The sequence below is a fragment of the Caldicellulosiruptor acetigenus genome (assembly GCF_026914305.1).
Taxonomy (GTDB): domain Bacteria; phylum Bacillota; class Thermoanaerobacteria; order Caldicellulosiruptorales; family Caldicellulosiruptoraceae; genus Caldicellulosiruptor; species Caldicellulosiruptor acetigenus.
The window spans coordinates 757,581-773,128 of sequence record NZ_CP113866.1; the positions used below are offsets into that span (position 1 = coordinate 757,581).

General features: G+C 34.0%; 13 protein-coding genes. All 13 read left to right on the forward strand.

Annotated elements, in window-relative coordinates; all coding sequences use genetic code 11:
• Window positions 1–242 precede the first annotated feature (242 nt).
• The 13 genes from OTK01_RS03565 (at window position 243) to OTK01_RS03625 (ending at window position 15,532) form a co-directional block, all read left to right on the forward strand.
• Entirely contained in the window at window positions 243–509 is a 267-nt protein-coding gene (locus OTK01_RS03565) for an AbrB/MazE/SpoVT family DNA-binding domain-containing protein (protein WP_029229069.1), read from the forward strand.
• Complete coding sequence (locus OTK01_RS03570) at window positions 509–919, forward strand: PIN domain-containing protein (RefSeq protein ID WP_269011773.1); 411 nt, start codon at window positions 509–511, stop codon at window positions 917–919. The genes OTK01_RS03565 and OTK01_RS03570 overlap by 1 nt, the downstream gene beginning before the upstream one ends.
• A gap of 11 nt (window positions 920–930) precedes the next feature.
• A complete protein-coding gene (locus OTK01_RS03575; protein WP_051129971.1) occupies window positions 931–1,188 on the forward strand; it encodes a hypothetical protein in 258 nt (85 codons plus the stop codon).
• 95 nt (window positions 1,189–1,283) lie between these two features.
• Window positions 1,284–1,415 carry a hypothetical protein gene (locus OTK01_RS03580; protein WP_269011774.1) on the forward strand — a complete coding sequence of 44 codons (132 nt, stop codon included), beginning with the start codon at window positions 1,284–1,286 and terminating at the stop codon, window positions 1,413–1,415.
• A gap of 4 nt (window positions 1,416–1,419) precedes the next feature.
• The gene (locus tag OTK01_RS03585; protein ID WP_029229255.1) at window positions 1,420–3,921 is read left to right on the forward strand and encodes a site-specific DNA-methyltransferase; all 2,502 of its coding nucleotides are present in this window, start codon (window positions 1,420–1,422) and stop codon (window positions 3,919–3,921) included.
• A gap of 155 nt (window positions 3,922–4,076) precedes the next feature.
• Entirely contained in the window at window positions 4,077–4,787 is a 711-nt protein-coding gene (locus OTK01_RS03590) for a hypothetical protein (protein WP_029229254.1), read from the forward strand.
• A gap of 63 nt (window positions 4,788–4,850) precedes the next feature.
• A complete protein-coding gene (locus tag OTK01_RS03595) occupies window positions 4,851–7,691 on the forward strand; it encodes a DEAD/DEAH box helicase family protein (protein ID WP_029229253.1) in 2,841 nt (946 codons plus the stop codon).
• Between the two features lie 121 nt (window positions 7,692–7,812).
• Window positions 7,813–8,424, forward strand: coding sequence for a ParB/RepB/Spo0J family partition protein (locus tag OTK01_RS03600; protein ID WP_029229252.1), 612 nt, complete (start codon window positions 7,813–7,815; stop codon window positions 8,422–8,424).
• Window positions 8,425–9,181: 757 nt separating this feature from the next.
• The gene (locus OTK01_RS03605; RefSeq protein ID WP_232841730.1) at window positions 9,182–9,331 is read left to right on the forward strand and encodes a hypothetical protein; all 150 of its coding nucleotides are present in this window, start codon (window positions 9,182–9,184) and stop codon (window positions 9,329–9,331) included.
• A 508-nt stretch (window positions 9,332–9,839) separates the two neighbouring features.
• Complete coding sequence (locus OTK01_RS03610; RefSeq protein ID WP_029229250.1) at window positions 9,840–10,754, forward strand: Rpn family recombination-promoting nuclease/putative transposase; 915 nt, start codon at window positions 9,840–9,842, stop codon at window positions 10,752–10,754.
• Between the two features lie 122 nt (window positions 10,755–10,876).
• On the forward strand, window positions 10,877–12,655 hold the full coding sequence (locus OTK01_RS03615; protein WP_269011775.1) for an IS1182 family transposase: 1,779 nt from the start codon (window positions 10,877–10,879) through the stop codon (window positions 12,653–12,655).
• Window positions 12,656–13,491: 836 nt separating this feature from the next.
• Window positions 13,492–14,382, forward strand: a complete 891-nt coding sequence (locus tag OTK01_RS03620; protein WP_167321293.1) for an Abi family protein — start codon at window positions 13,492–13,494, stop codon at window positions 14,380–14,382.
• Window positions 14,383–14,533: 151 nt separating this feature from the next.
• Entirely contained in the window at window positions 14,534–15,532 is a 999-nt protein-coding gene (locus tag OTK01_RS03625) for a protease complex subunit PrcB family protein (RefSeq protein WP_029229260.1), read from the forward strand.
• The last annotated feature ends 16 nt before the right edge of the window (window positions 15,533–15,548 follow it).

The window sequence follows — 15,548 nt, forward strand, 5'->3', positions numbered from 1 at the left end:
TATCCATTGTCAAAAAACTTGACAGCGATAAGATCAAAATATTGCTCAATATTGCTGAAACGTTCGTCCACCAGGAGAACTAAAAATAGTGATTGAACTCTTCTATCATAAGAATTTCTCTGTTTTTCTCCAGGCATAGTTATTAATTTTTCAGTGTTCACTGAATAATGTATTTGCTCATTGAAATTTTAAGTTTCATGGATTATAATAAAGTCAGAACAACTGGTAAAGAGGTGGTTTAGATGATACAGGCAACGTCAAAGATTACTGGAAGGGGTCAAGTACAACTGCCAGCTGAGATAAGGAAAGTTATTGGTGGGGAGATAGGGGACACTGTACTTTTCACGATGCAGGACGACGGCAAAGTTGTAATTGAAGTGATAAAGAAGCGAAAACTATCAGAGTTGGGCGGTTCTCTGAAGTCATCAGTTGCGTTCACGGATTTGGAACATGAAGCAAATAGCACAAAAGAAATCTGGGTAAACAAGAGAGTGAAGGGGACACAGTAATGGAAAAGGTTTGGATTGATGCAAATGTTATTTTGAGATACCTTCTGCAAGACCACCAGGAGTTTTTCCAGAAAGTTCAGAAGATTATGCTCGAAGCGGAGCAGGGGAAGTTAAAGCTGCTTGTTGCTCCAATCACGATTGCAGAGGTTGTATGGAATCTTGAGTTGTTTTATAAGATACCAAGGAAGGAGATAGCTGATGTTCTAAGTGCTTTCATATGCTCTGAGGGTATTGAAGCAGAGGAAGCTGATGTTGTTCTTTTTGCACTCAAAAGCTACAAAGAAAGCAATGTTGATTTCATTGATGCATATCTTTCTCATCACATGGCAAAGTTGGGGAACACCAAGATCTTCACTTTTGATAAAAAACATTTTTCACGACTTGATGTAGAAATTTTGAATACAGATTAAGGATAGTGAAAATGGTTCCCATGGAACCGACTCCGGCACCCTTAAATAAACTCGCAGATTTCTTTGGAGTAACCATAGATTATCTGCTGTGCAGGACTGATGTGCGCTCTCCAGAAAAGCAAGACACAAGAAACAACCTGCAGACCCCGGCAGATGCAAACAAAGAAACTGCTCCCGATGATGTAAAAGAGTTGCTAACACTGGCTCAAAATCTGCAGGAAGAAGATTTGAAACTGTTGAAGCAAATAGCAAAAAGGCTGAGTAAATAGGAGTAAAACTATGAATGAAATATTAAAAGTATTTGGAAAAAGATTAAGTGTGTTAAAAAAGTATTACAATATAAGGCAAGCTGGAGATAAGTGCTATGAAAGAATTGCACAGGATAAGAGAGCAGATTTATAAAGAGACAAAAAACATGACACATGGAACACTCAAATTGTCAGATGGATACGTAAGGGAAAAGATTGCAACAGCTTGCAAGGGAGAAGGAGGGTAAACAAATGCAAGTAAACGAGAAAAAATTTTATGATGCACTTGAAAATCTATTTGTGGGTGCTAAAGTTGAAGGGGAAGGTGGCTATATTAATCTTTTAAAAATAAAGTCTCAATACTGCAAAAAAGTTTTGGAGCAGTTTAAAAGAGAGGTGGAAGAAGACCCAATTATAACAGACAGTTTTAAAGAAGAATTCTTTGATAAACTGTATTCATTTTTTGAGAAATATTTCAGTGAAAGTGGAAGTGTTTATTTCGTAAAAACAGCAAACTGGCAGAGGGTATATGAACAGATATATACTGATAATAAAGATGTAGTGTTATTTTGGAAAACGCATATGCTTTATTACGTGAAAAGCGATATACTGTTCAGAAGCATGAATGTTGAAGTAACTGACGATGAGACAGGAATAAGTTACAATTTTTACTTTGATGTTGGGAATCTGGAGAACAAAAAGAATAATGAGAGAAAAGAGCTTGTTTTTAATTTCAGGGAAGTAAAAGAAGAGGGTGAAAAGAAAGTATATGTTTTTGATGTTACGTACAGCGAAAGAGGGACAAAAACGAAAATAGATGATATTGTGAAAAAAACAAAAATACCTGAAGAGATATTGGAAAAAGCATTTAGAACCTTCAAAAGACAGTCTGAGGTTGATTTTTTCATAAACAAAAATGCAAAGAAGTTTTTAGAAGAGCAACTTGACATGTATTTACATCAAATTCTGCTTGCAGAAGAAAATAAGTTTGATCAAAAAAGGTTGGACCAGTTAAAAACAATACATAAGTATGCAAAAAAAATTATTGCCTTTATATCCCAGTTTGAAGATGAACTGGTGAGAGTATGGAATAAACCAAAGTTTGTTTTAAACAGCAATTATGTAATAACGTTAGACAAGCTATCAGATGAAATAATTAATAGAATAGCAAACCATCCTAATTTAAATGAACAGATTAAAGAATGGATTGAGCTTGGAATTGTAGAAGAAGGCTTTGATTTTAACAAGAGGGACAAAGAAAAGCACAAGTATTTGCCAATAGACACAAAATATTTCAAGGATTTGGAGCTGGACATCTTAAATTTATTTGATAATCTTGATGAAGCGCTTGACGGAAGATTAATACACAGTGAAAATTATCAGGCTTTGAATACATTGTTACCTAAATACAAGGAAAAAGTGCAGACAATTTATATAGACCCACCGTTTAATTTAGATTCATCAGATCAGTTTATGTATAGAACTAATTACAAAGATGCAAGCTGGGCAACACTACTTGAAAATAGAATAAGACTGGCAAGAGAATGGTTGAAAGATAGTGGTAGTATTTTTGTAAGGTGTGACTACAATGGAAATTGGATTGTGAGATGTTTGCTAGATGACATTTTTGGCCAAGAAAATTTTAGAAATGAATTAATAGTTAATAGGATAAATAAACAAGATCCTAAAGCAAAAAAATTCAATACAGCTACAGATACTGTTTATTTGTTTTCAAAAACTGACAATTTTTATTTTAAACCTATATTCAAAAAATTGAAGAAAGCAAAAAGTGAAAGATGGCATTCGATGGACTCTCAAGGGCAAGGCAAACCCTTGTATATTTTTGGGTGTCTACTAAATCCACCAGAAGGAAGACACTGGACATATGGGCAAGAAAGCATAATAAACATGGAGAAAGAAGGAAAAATAAGAATAAAATGCAGATTATGTGGTTATATTCATACAGCTGGTAGGTGGAGTGGATGTCCTAACTGTGGTAATGAAACTAATGTTGTTGTTGAATACCTTTTATCTCCTACGGAGGAAAAGCAAATTGATTCAAATTGGACAGATATACCTGGATATTCATCAAATTGGGGATTTAGCACAGAAAATTCAGAGATTCTTCTCAAACGTGTTATAGAATCTACATCTTGTGAAAATGATTTGGTAATGGATTTTTTTCTTGGTTCTGGAACAACAACCGCAGTTGCACATAAACTCAAAAGAAAGTGGATTGGAATTGAAATGGGTGAGCATTTTTACACTGTGATTTTGCCACGAATGAAAAAGGTTTTAGCTTATGATAAATCAGGCATTTCTAAAGAAAAAGATGTTGAAGAAAAATACAACAGCGTCACTGCAGGTGGATTTTTCAAATATTATGAGCTTGAACAGTATGAAGATGTTTTGAGGAACATGAAGTATAAAGATAACACACCTGCCGATATACTTGATACTAAAAAGGCCTTTGAGCAATATATTTTCTTTGCAGACGAAAAATTTGCTTATGTATTAGAAGTTAATGGGGATAAACTTGAAATAGATTTTGATAAACTTTATCCCAATATAGATTTTGCCGAAACAATCTCAAATTTACTTGGACTACCTATTAAGAAAATTACAAAAACAAGTGTGATATTGCAGGATGGGGACAGAGAAAAAGAAATAAAAATAGATTACAAAAATATGTCAAATGAAGAAAAGCTCGAATTTGTAAAATTGTTGAAACCGCTTTTATGGTGGGGTGAATAAATATAATAAGGGTTTTTAGAATTAAGTTGGTAGGAGTACAAAATGCATAAGGAGTGTTTAGCTAGAAGAATTTTAAATCCTTTCAGTAAGCAATATTTTCTCTATTACGTGAGATAAAAATAAGTTATTGTAGAATTTAAGGGGGAAAAAACTGTATGATTCGTGATGATTACGAACGTGGTATGGAAATGGAGAAAAAGGTAATTAAAATCCTTAAAAAGCATGGTATACATGCCGAGAAAAATTGTGATCCATATGATATTGATTTGATAGTAAATTTATGTGGAAAATCTATTTTAATAGAAGTAGAAGAAACGAAAGAGAAATATTGGCCATGTTGTTTTAAAAAACCCTGTTATCCATCAAAATTGTTTACTATGCCTATTCGGAAGATAAAATATTTTATTGAAAATAAAACCAAACAAGATTTGACTCTTAATGAGTATCTGAGAGAGAAGTTTACAATAGGGTCTATTAAAGAGTTTTATGAAGAAGTGTTTGAAATTAATACGAGGTTTGAAGGAAAAAGAGATGAAAAGATTAGAATATACGTTAAAGGAAGTTATAATTTGGAAAATTTATGCATAGTTAAGTCCAATACCGTGATAAAATCCTTAAATAAAGAATTGGTTGATCAAGATAAAGTTAATGAACAAATTAAAGAAATGGAACAAAAACAACAGAAAAAATGGAGTTTTTGGGGGAATTTATGGGAAAATAGAGAGGTTACAAATTTCGAAGGACAATTGCGTGATGATCCTGTTACATTAATTTTGGGACATATCGAAGCAGAGAACGAATTGATATGGATTTCTATAGATGAGTTGCCTGTTGAACTTTATAAAATAGCTTGCAGCAAATCATAATATGACAATATATTATAATTTATTAAGGTTATTAAAAGTGTCTTTGTGGTGGGGGAATAGTTAATGAGAAATATCTTAGAACAAATAGTGGATGATATTAATTATAGTAATATAACCTTGTGGCATTTGCCTAATTTAACAAGGTTTTCAAAAAATAAAACATTGTTTGATTATCAAGTGAAAGCCCTTGAAAATATTACCAAAGTCTTATATTTGTATTATTCAGAATTTAATGCTGACAAAAACAAACTGCTGAGAAAATACAGAGAATATGGTTTGGATGACAGTAAATTTGCCATAGAAAAATACGAAACCAAAAGTAGAATGAGAAAAAACAAGAGGTTTGAATTTTTTAAAAATCATTTTCCGACAGTAAATGACGAATATATTTCTGTTAGTAATTTTTTAAACAGAGCCTGTTTTTGGATGGCAACAGGAAGTGGAAAAAGTCTTGTTTTGATAAAAACAATTGAACTGGTAGATTATCTTCAAAAGCAGGGATTAATACCCCAAAGGGAAATAATGCTTTTGCTTCCCCGTGAGGATTTAATTAAGCAGTTTAAGAATGAAATTGATGAATACAATATGTTTAAAGAAAGACCAATAAGATTAGTGAGTTTGAAGGATTATGAAGGGGACAAGATTCAGCTAACGATGTTCAATGAAATAAAGGTGTATTATTATAGAAGTGACCTTTTGAGAGATGAAACTAAAGAAAATATTTTGGACTACAGAAATTATTTAAACAATGGGAATTGGTATATATTTTTGGATGAAGCTCACAAAGGAAGCAAAGAAGATTCAATTTTTCAGGATTACGTAACCGTGCTGTCCAAGAACGGATTTCTATTTAACTTTTCTGCAACATTCACAGACGAAATTGACCATGTTACAACATGCTACAATTTCAACCTTGAAAAGTTTATCAAAGCAGGATATGGCAAGAATATTTATTTGAGCCAATCTTATTTTTCATTTAAAGATGATAAAGACGATTTTAATGAAGAAGAAAAGCAAAAACAGGTTTTAAAATCGTTGATTGTTTTTTCTCTTGTGAAAAAGGCAAAAAAGGAAGGAACGTATCACCATCCCCTGCTTATTACTCTTGTTAATTCTGTCAATACAGATGACTCTGACCTGCTTTTGTTTTTCAAGAAGTTAGAAGAAATTGCAATTGGAAAAATAAATGAGGATTTATTTGGTGAGGCTAAAGAAGAGATATTAAGAGAGCTAAAAAATCACAGAACTTATGTCTTTGGAGAAGAACAGCTACAGTTTGATATTGAGATCTTAGAAAAATTAAGTAAAAAAGATTTATTAGAATGTGTTTTCAATGCTCAGAATCATGGTAAAATAGAAATTTTGGAAGGTGAAAAAGGGAAAGAAATTATTTTGAAACTTGAAACAAGTGATAAGCCTTTTGCACTCATTAGAATTGGAGATGCCAAGAAGTTTCAAAGAGAAAAATTGGGAAACAATTACGTATATATTTCAAGTTATGATGAGAAAAAAGTATTTGAAAACATCAATAATTTAAAGGATATAAACCTGCTTCTGGGCAGCAGAAGTTTTTATGAAGGCTGGGATAGTAACCGTCCAAATGTCATAAATCTCATCAATATTGGGAAACAAGATGCAAAGAAGTTTGTTCTGCAGGCAATAGGCAGAGGAATAAGGATAGAGCCTCACAAAGGTGAAAGAAAGAGGTTGCCTCAGAATTATAAAGACAAGAATGCTCTGCTTGAGACGTTGTTTATTTTCGCAACTGACAAAGATGCAGTAAAAGCAATAATAGAAACAGTTGAGGAACAGAAGGACAGAGAAGAAGTTGAGATTTCACTTTACGAAAACCAAAATAGAACTTTTGACCTTTTAATACCAGTTTATAAGGAAGAAGAAAATAGAAGAGAAGATATTGCTAGATTTAATATAGCTGAGGAGAGTTTAGTGAAATTCAGACAATTTATAAGTTCTTTTGGCAAGAATGTTTTGCTTTTAAAGACAAATTTGTCGTTGGAGCAGTTGAATTTTTTGCTGGAGAAAGTCACTCGTGATGATTTCTTTCAGATTAAAAACGAAAAAGTTTACAACGACATGGATTTTCTTTTGAAAAAGCTATCATCACATGTTTCTGTAAAAAATAAAGTCGTATCTGAAGTAAAGGAGTTAGAAGATGAAATTATTCATTTTAAACATGTAAAAGTTGTTAATATGAGTGATGAAGAAATTGAAGCATTGAAGGAAAAGATAGAAAAAGTGAGAAGGTTTGAAGTAATTAATGAATCTGAAATCGATGCACTATTAGATGAAGGGAAAATTACAAAGGAAGAGTATAAGAAAATGATTAAAAGTCTTGTAAACACCAAACCTGAAGAGACATTTAAAGACCTTAAAATTAAAAAGGTAGCTCAGCACTATTATTTACCTGTTATTTATTCTACTCAAGAAAAGATAGACTACATTAAACACATTATAAAGGTTCCTAGTGAAGTCAAGTTTATAGAGAATTTGGAAGAGTATGTTAAAAAGAATAGTTTAGATGTTGAGTGGATGTTTAGCAAAATTGATGAAAGGTTAGATAAGAAAATGGGTATACCTTATTTCTGCAGGAAAGAAAATTCTTATCGTGAATTTTTCCCTGATTTTATTTTTTGGATAAAGAAAGGTAAAAACTACAAGATAGTTTTTGTGGACCCCAAGGGCACAAGTAATGCTGATTATCAAAATAAAGTAGATGAATTTGAAAGATTATTTTATGAAAATGGTAAACCAAAAGTCTTCACCTATAGAGACTTTGATATAACTTTTGATTTAAAACTTGTTGCAGAAGATATAAATAGCGTTAGCGCAAAATATCAGAAATACTGGCTTGCAGAAAATGACTTTAGTTTTCTACGGATTTAATAGCAGCAGAAACTCACCACTAAATAAACAGGGAGAAGGGTAAGCACGCCACAGAGAATTGTTCTCTGTGGCTTTTTTGTTTTTTTTGTGCAACACAACTAAAGCCAGGGGGGTAAGAACATTGGCAGTTACCAAAGAGATTCCTGTAGAAAAACTGAAACCTTTTAACCTTCGTCCTGTAATCCCTTTCAGAGTCGCTTTTTTAAAGGAGAGTATTAAAACCAAAGATTACGATCCGGCTTGTCCTTTGGTAGTCCAGCCTGATAATGATGGCTACCTGGTCGTAAATGGCTGCCACAGACTGCAAGCAGTGAAAGAGCTGGGAATGGACAGAGTACCAGTTGTCGAGTACCCAAAAGATGAAGATCCAATCAAATTAGCCCTGACAACTCAGGAAAACAGTGAAAGCGTCCAACCATGGGATTTCATCGACAGAGCATTTTTGGTTAAAAAACTATACGAGCAATTGGGGACTCAAATGAAAGTCGCTGAGAAATTAGGATGGAGCCAACCTGTAGTAAGTTTTTACCTTCAAATAGCTAACCTACCAGAAGATGTTATAACGGTAATTCGTGAGTCAGTTATAAAACTTCAAAACAACACCGTTATAAAAAATTATAACGACGTTATAAACAGTAATTTGAACGAATGTGGAAAAACTGAAACAAAACCCAAAAGTGTAGACGATATTTGGAAAATAACATGGTTCAAAGATGTTATTGATGAGATTTAAAATTCATTTTTAAAAGTACAAAACAAGTCATAAATAAAAAATATTGATGCATCAATAAATAAGGGATAAAGCAAGAATAAAAGAGAAGTACTGGCATATCGTACTGGTGTTCGCTATTAGAAATGTCTCAACCTAATTGAAGGGATCTTCGTCTGTGCGTCTACAAAAAAGTTGAACTCAAAGCCCAAAACAGACACAGGACAAACCCTGAAACCATTGTGGTGTCTGCATTTTGCCACAGCAGGCAAACCTGAAAAGAGCTTTTGAGCCGGGGAAAAAGACAGCACAATTGCAAATGACACATAGAAACACTTTGGAAACGCTTTCAGAAAAGAAAGTAAGAAAGCAACAATCTTCACCACGTTCAAGCTGGCTTGAAAGCTCTTTGCAGGCTTGGGTAGTGTCTCAAAACCCTTGAAAACACTGACTTTGTGAAACTTCCCTGAGTCCGGGAAGGGCTTTTGCTGTGGCTACTGGGTGTGAAAACAGGCAAAAAGGCAGGGAAAATACTTGTAAACGATTACATAGGAGTGGAACAAGAAAAAGCTGTGCTGATAGCAGGCAGACTGGCTTGAAAGCTCAAACACAATCTGCACCAGTAGCTAAAACTTTTGAAATTTCTGATTTTTAAACCAGGGGTTTTTTAGTTTGCTAAAAGTTATTTCAATGTGGTATACTATTAAGCAGACAAATCAATCTACAGGGTGATAATCTCTGATAAACAAAACTACACCAGTAAGAGTGGATATTGAAACATATGAAGGCTTTAAAAAAACTTTCTCAGCAACTCAATCAACCAATGCAAAAGATAATTCAGGAAGTTCTTGCAGAGTACAAAAGAAAAGTTATACTTTCAGCAACTGCGGGAGCTTTTACTGCTCTTAAAGAAAACAGCGAACTGTGGTAGAAAGAAATTGAAGAAAGACAACTGTGGAAAAGTACATTGCAGGATAGGATTGAAAAATAAGTCCACCTTGGGCTATATGAGTAGACCAGGGCAAGGGCGTACTGTCAGAAGAATGTTAATCTGCCGTGAGAAACATACATGTATACTAGAAATTAGCCATAGCCAACTGGTGTTCGTCATTAGAAATGGTTAAATTCAATGGCGAAGAAACTTGCAAATGTGTGTGTGGGAAACCTGATCAAGAGCTCAAATCAGGCATGTGGTGTATTACAAATCCATGGCTTCAGAACTGTTGCGAAGATCTGAAAATCGATGTGTGGTAAAAACAATTAGAAAACCTGAGTTCAAAACCTGATTACAGAAATGTAGAAATGGGAATCAAGCTGCAAAACGAAAGCTGTGACTTTTACTTTTTTGTAGCATAATTGGTTGTTTTCGTGGTATAATTAAATTGTAAGGTATATTGCTCCCCTCTTGGGAGTATGCAGGAAGGGGGGAGTTTTGCAACTTGAAGTTGGCAAGAAAGTATGATGAAGGATATAAGAAACTTTTTTCAAACAAACAAAATGTTGCATGGTTTTTGACTGCCATTGTACCGGAAGAAAAACTAAGAAATGTGCTGCCAGACGATATAGAAATCATAGCTACTGAGTCAATCAACAAAAGATGGCAAAAAAGAAACTCAGACATGGTGTACAGGATAAACTACAAGTCGTCTTTCTTTTGTCTGACTGTTGAGTTTCAAAGCCGAAGAGACGAGAAAATGCTTCATCGGTTGTATGAATATATGCATCTGAACCAGCTAAAGAACGTCAAAGAGGGGAAAATACCTGTTGTTATTCCAATTGTGCTGTACAATGGCACAAAACATTGGGATTTTTGCGATGAGTTCAGTAAAATCATCGAACATGCAGAAGATTTTCCTGAGTATGCTCAAAAGTTCAAGGTAATCTTTGTAGACATCAGAAGCATCCCGGAAGACAAACTTCTGGGGGCATCGAATGTACTTGCAATAGCTCTGTACATTGACCAGGTTTCTGACGACCCAAATCAAATAATAGAAAGACTACTAACACTTAAAGACAGGGTAAAACTTAACGATGAACAGAAAGAAGAACTGGCTGATTGGCTGTATGAAGTTTTGCTAAAGCCATATGGAGTAACTGAAGAGGAAGCTGAAGAGTTGTTTGTAAAATCGGGATTGGGGGTGGAAGAGATGTTCTCCAGCACTGCTGAAAAGGTAAAACTGGGAATTGAGAGAGAAAAGAGAAAAGTGGCAAAAGAAGTGGCAAAAGAAGTAGCAAAGGAAGTCAAGATAAAAATAGCAAGAAAGATGCTGAGAAAAGGTGTAGAAGAGAATCTTGTGGCTGAGGTTACGGGATTGAGTTTGAAAAAGGTAAAGGAATTAAAAGGTGAGAAATAAGAAAGAACCTGAAGGGGCTGTCCAAAAAGACGAAAGGACAGCCTCTTTAATTTTGTATTTTTGACATAGTGATATATTTTTGATATAATATATAAAAAATGATAACATGAGGTGATATACCAGTGGCTCGTAAACATGATAAAGTTGTCTTCAAAAATTACAACCCATACCAATATTTAATGCCTATCGACCCAGAAGCTTTTATACCTCAAAATCATTTGGTCAGAGTAATTGATAAAATCATTGATAAGATAGATATATCAACCGTAATGGAAAAGTACAAAGGTGGTGGTACAAGTAGTTACCATCCACTGATGTTATTAAAAGTTTTAATCTATGCTTACATACAAGGTATTTATTCATCAAGAAAAATAGCTCGGGCTTTACGTGAAAACATTACTTTTATGTGGCTCTCAAAATATCAAGCTCCTGATTTTAGGACTATCAACAGATTTAGAAAAGAAATTTTGGGGGATGCAATTGAAAATATCTTTGCCGAGGTGGTTAAACTCCTTATAGAGTTAGGATATGTAAACTTCGACTATTACTATCTTGATGGGACAAAAGTTGAAGCTAATGCAAACAAGTATTCTTTTGTTTGGGCTAAAAGCACAAAAACTTTCGAAAAGAAACTGAGAGAAAAAGTAAAAAACACTCTTGGAGAAATTGAAAGAATAAATGAAGAGGAAGATAAAGCATTAGGAGATTTAGATGTAAAATTGGAAGCTGACTATGATAGCAAGCAGTTAGAAGAAAAAATTGAGCAAATAAATCAAAGACTTGAGGAAGCTGAGTTTAAAAGTAAGAGAAAAGAAAAAAGAGTAAAGAAATTGGTAAAGGTATTGAAAAATGATTGCGTTTTCAGACTCAAAAAGTATGAGAATTATGAGACAATTTTAAACGGCAGGAACAGTTTCTCTAAGACAGACAATGATGCCACATTCATGAGGATGAAGGATGACCATATGAAAAATGGGATGCTAAAACCTGGATATAATGTTCAAATCGGCACACAGAACCGATTTGTAATAGGTTTTAGCATCCACCAAAGTCCCACAGATACTGTCTGCTTAAAAGAACATCTTGAGGCTGTGAAGAAGATGACAGGATTCACACCCAAGAATGTTATAGCAGACAGTGGCTATGGGTCTGAAGAAAACTATCTTCATCTGAAAGAATGTGGCATAAATAGCTATATTAAGTATAACACATTTGACTTGGAGCAGACAAGAAGATTTAAGAAGGATATTTTTAATGTAAAGAACTGGGAGTACATAGCTGAAGAAGATGCCTATATTTGTCCTGCGGGTAAGAAGGTTAAATATTTGTATCCGAAGATAAGTGTAAATGAGAGAGGATTTGTAAGCTATGAGAAGGTATATCAATGCGAAGAGATTTGCAATGGCTGTGAACACAGAGAAAAATGTTATAAAGGTAGAAGATGGAAGAAGAGATTTAGTGTAAGACCAAGGTTAGAAAAATTGAAGGAAGAGGTAAGACAAAGACTATTGAGTGAAGAAGGCAAAGAGATTTACAATAAAAGGAAGGTAGAAGTTGAGACAGTATTTGGGATAATAAAGAACAATAAAGGATTTAGGAGATTCCTGCTCAGAGGGTTAAAGGGTGTAAAGCTTGAGTGGGGTTTGGTTTGTATTGCCTATAACATAGAAAAATTAGCAAAGATAATGATAGAGGGTTGGGGTAAAACTGTCGCCCAACCCTCTTTTTGTTTGCTTTATAACTTAATATTGGTATTTAATACCACAAAACGTTCTTTTTTGGTTATTAAAAATTATTGTTTTGGGACAGCCCCTTTTTTCATTGTTAAACCAGTTTTTAGCTTTACTGAAACTAATTCTAATGCCAACAGGTGTTCGCTATTAGGAATGATCAAATCTTAGTTGTGAAGGATCGATATCCCCTAACTGTGTTTGAGGATAAGGAACAAAGAATGATCAAATCTTAGTTGTGAAGGATCACGCAAATACGCCTACGAAAAAACTGGATCAAAAGCTCAAACCAGACACAGAAGTAGCGCAAAAACACAGATAACTACTGGGGTTGCAGGTAGTGGGCAAATCCGGGAAGGGCTTTTGAGCTATGGTAGGGTGCCAGAATAGGCAACAAGGAGGAAAGGGAGATTGTAAACGATTACATAAGGATGCGACAGAAAAAAGTCATGTCAGCTACAAAACAGCTGGTTCGAAAGCCTAACCAGAACCTGTACTAGCAGTCAAAACCCTTGAAAATTCTGGTTTCAAATTGTGTTGCAAATTTCAAAAGTTGAGTGTATAATAAAACTGTCAGGAACAGTGTATGAAAAATATGTCTACGAAAATGTAAAAATAAGAAATATGTTTTCAAATTAAGCTAAGAAGGGTATAATAAAAGTAGAGGATTTTTAGAATACTCATGGAAGAGAGCAAGTAAGGTGTGGTATGCACTTTAAAAGCATACCGGGCTGTGGCAGCAAGCCTCTCCCTAGCTTCGGGACGTAAAATATAGAAGCGCAGTGGGGCTTTTCCTTCGTGTTGGCGCCCTGCTGCCTAGGGATGAGAAATTCATCCCGAAAACAAAACACGAAAGTGTATTTTTTACCAATAAAAGTAATAATAAATATTGACTTGGCAATCGAAAAGATTTAGAATAAAAGTAACAGAGCTCACCACGCCTCTTGGTTGGCAGAAAGCCAGCCAATGCGGACCAGGGTGAGACTTTTTTATTTAGAGGGATAAAAATGTCAATAGAGGAGTTAAAACCTGCTCTTAGTGTGGAGGAACAAATAAAACTTTTAAACTCAAAAGGTTTAATAATTAAAGATATAGAATTCGCCATGCAAGTTCTGTCGAAAATTAGTTATTACAGGCTTAGTGGATACTGGCATTCCTTTTTGCGAAAAGATAACAAGTTTGAACACTTCGCAGGAAACATTTCTTTTGAAGATATATATCACATATATAGGTTCGACCAAAAGTTAAGACATATAATTTTCGAAGTAATAGAGGAAATTGAAATAACATTCCGGACAAAAGTGGTAAACTACTTTGCTTGTACATATGGTCCATTAAAGTATAAAGAACCAGAATACTTTGAAAATGCAGAATATCATAAGGAGTTTCTAAATGAAATTGAAAAAGCTATCAAAGAGCAAGAAAACAAGGAACAGTTTGTGCGGCATTATTTGAATAAATATAGCGGTGAGTTTCCCATCTGGGTAGTTGCAGAGATTCTATCCTTCGGCAGTATGTCCAAGTTTTATTCCAATCTTAAAAAAGACGATAGAGACAAAATTTCAAAAGAGTGGACTGGTTTTCCTTCGGAATACTTAAAAAGTTGGCTCAAAAGCTTGGTACTGGTGAGAAATTTATGTGCTCATTACAGGAGATTATACAGACAAACTTTTGCTTTTCCACCAAAACTGAGCAAGAAACAAAGAACGACTATAGGAAACAACAACTCATTATTTGCAATTTGCTTTGTTATGAAATATATGCTTGAGTCTTCAACGTGGGAGAATTTTATAACAAATCTGGAGGCACTTTTTGAAGAATACGAAGAAAAGAAAGTGGATATTTCTCTTATAGGTTTTCCAAATAACTGGCTTAAAATTTTTCGTTCATCGATATAATTCCAAGAGTGGTCAAACAACATAATACAGTCAGGAACGAAAAGGGTAAAGGTAAGGCTTTTTGTTTTTTTAAGGGTGATAAATTTGGCGGTAAAATTTTTAACAGTCTTTCCGCAAGAAGTCTCCATCTTCTATAAGGGGGTTCTTTTATATGAGAAAAGTAATAAGTATATTTGTTTTAATTGTGATGGTTTTAAGCATCTCCTTATCATTTGCATTTGGTCAGGATAATAAAGGTATTACAACATCTAAACTGCTCAATTCCGATAAAGGCATTACTTACAAGATTCAAGGCGGGTATTTTTATATTTACTGGGGTGAAAAACCTACAGGTGGATATGTAATTAAAATTAAGGAAGTTAAATTTGACAAAGGCATCTTGTATGTGTATTATTATACTAAATCTCCAAAGTTTACTGACATAGTAACTCAAATTATTACTTATCCAAGTGACAAAGTTAAACTTCTAATATCTGAAGATACAATTAAAGAAGTAAAACTTATTGATATAACTAATACTGAAATTTATGACAAAAATTACATCAGAAATTATCTGCCACTAATCAAAGGTAATTATTGGGTGTATAATTATAAAGTCAGAGAACCATCAGGGAAAGGACAAATAGTTGAAAAGAAAGGGAAAATCAAGATGGAAGTACAGGACATACATGAAGCAAAAGATTATACGGTTGTAGAGATGAAAGGGGATATTCTGAATCTTCAGCCCAACAGCCGTTTTGGTTTTTTGATAACTTCAAATAAAGTATATTGGCTTGATGAAGCAGACTTAAAAAATGTATTAAAAAATATTAACAAACTGCAGCAATACAAATCTTTATCAAAGATATTGGGTGAAGGAGTCAGGTTAATATTTGAGTTTCCATTATATCAGGGGCAAAAATTTGGTGGAGATTTGAAACGAAACGATATGATGTATGTGTGGGTTGTAAGTCGGGATGGTAAGTTTTTAGGGAAAGGAAATAAAAGTTTTGACAAATTTAAATTAGAATATCGTGAGTTAGCAGATACAACAACAATTAGGTTTGTTCCGGGAATAGGTATAGTATCTGTTGCTTATCATCACAATGGAACTGTAGACGATAGAATAATAGAGTTGATAGACTATAAAGTCAACTACCCCCGCCTATAGAAGCGAGGGCTTGTCA

Excerpts from the sequence above, each read along its gene's own strand:
- OTK01_RS03565 (WP_029229069.1), top strand. The coding sequence starts at position 243 with ATGATACAGGCAACGTCAAAGATTACTGGAAGGGGTCAAGTACAACTG.
- OTK01_RS03570 (WP_269011773.1), top strand. The coding sequence starts at position 509 with ATGGAAAAGGTTTGGATTGATGCAAATGTTATTTTGAGATACCTTCTG.
- OTK01_RS03575 (WP_051129971.1), top strand. The coding sequence starts at position 931 with ATGGTTCCCATGGAACCGACTCCGGCACCCTTAAATAAACTCGCAGAT.
- OTK01_RS03580 (WP_269011774.1), top strand. The coding sequence starts at position 1,284 with ATGAAAGAATTGCACAGGATAAGAGAGCAGATTTATAAAGAGACAAAA.
- OTK01_RS03585 (WP_029229255.1), top strand. The coding sequence starts at position 1,420 with ATGCAAGTAAACGAGAAAAAATTTTATGATGCACTTGAAAATCTATTT.
- OTK01_RS03590 (WP_029229254.1), top strand. The coding sequence starts at position 4,077 with ATGATTCGTGATGATTACGAACGTGGTATGGAAATGGAGAAAAAGGTA.
- OTK01_RS03595 (WP_029229253.1), top strand. The coding sequence starts at position 4,851 with ATGAGAAATATCTTAGAACAAATAGTGGATGATATTAATTATAGTAAT.
- OTK01_RS03605 (WP_232841730.1), top strand. The coding sequence starts at position 9,182 with ATGAAGGCTTTAAAAAAACTTTCTCAGCAACTCAATCAACCAATGCAA.
- OTK01_RS03620 (WP_167321293.1), top strand. The coding sequence starts at position 13,492 with ATGTCAATAGAGGAGTTAAAACCTGCTCTTAGTGTGGAGGAACAAATA.
- OTK01_RS03625 (WP_029229260.1), top strand. The coding sequence starts at position 14,534 with ATGAGAAAAGTAATAAGTATATTTGTTTTAATTGTGATGGTTTTAAGC.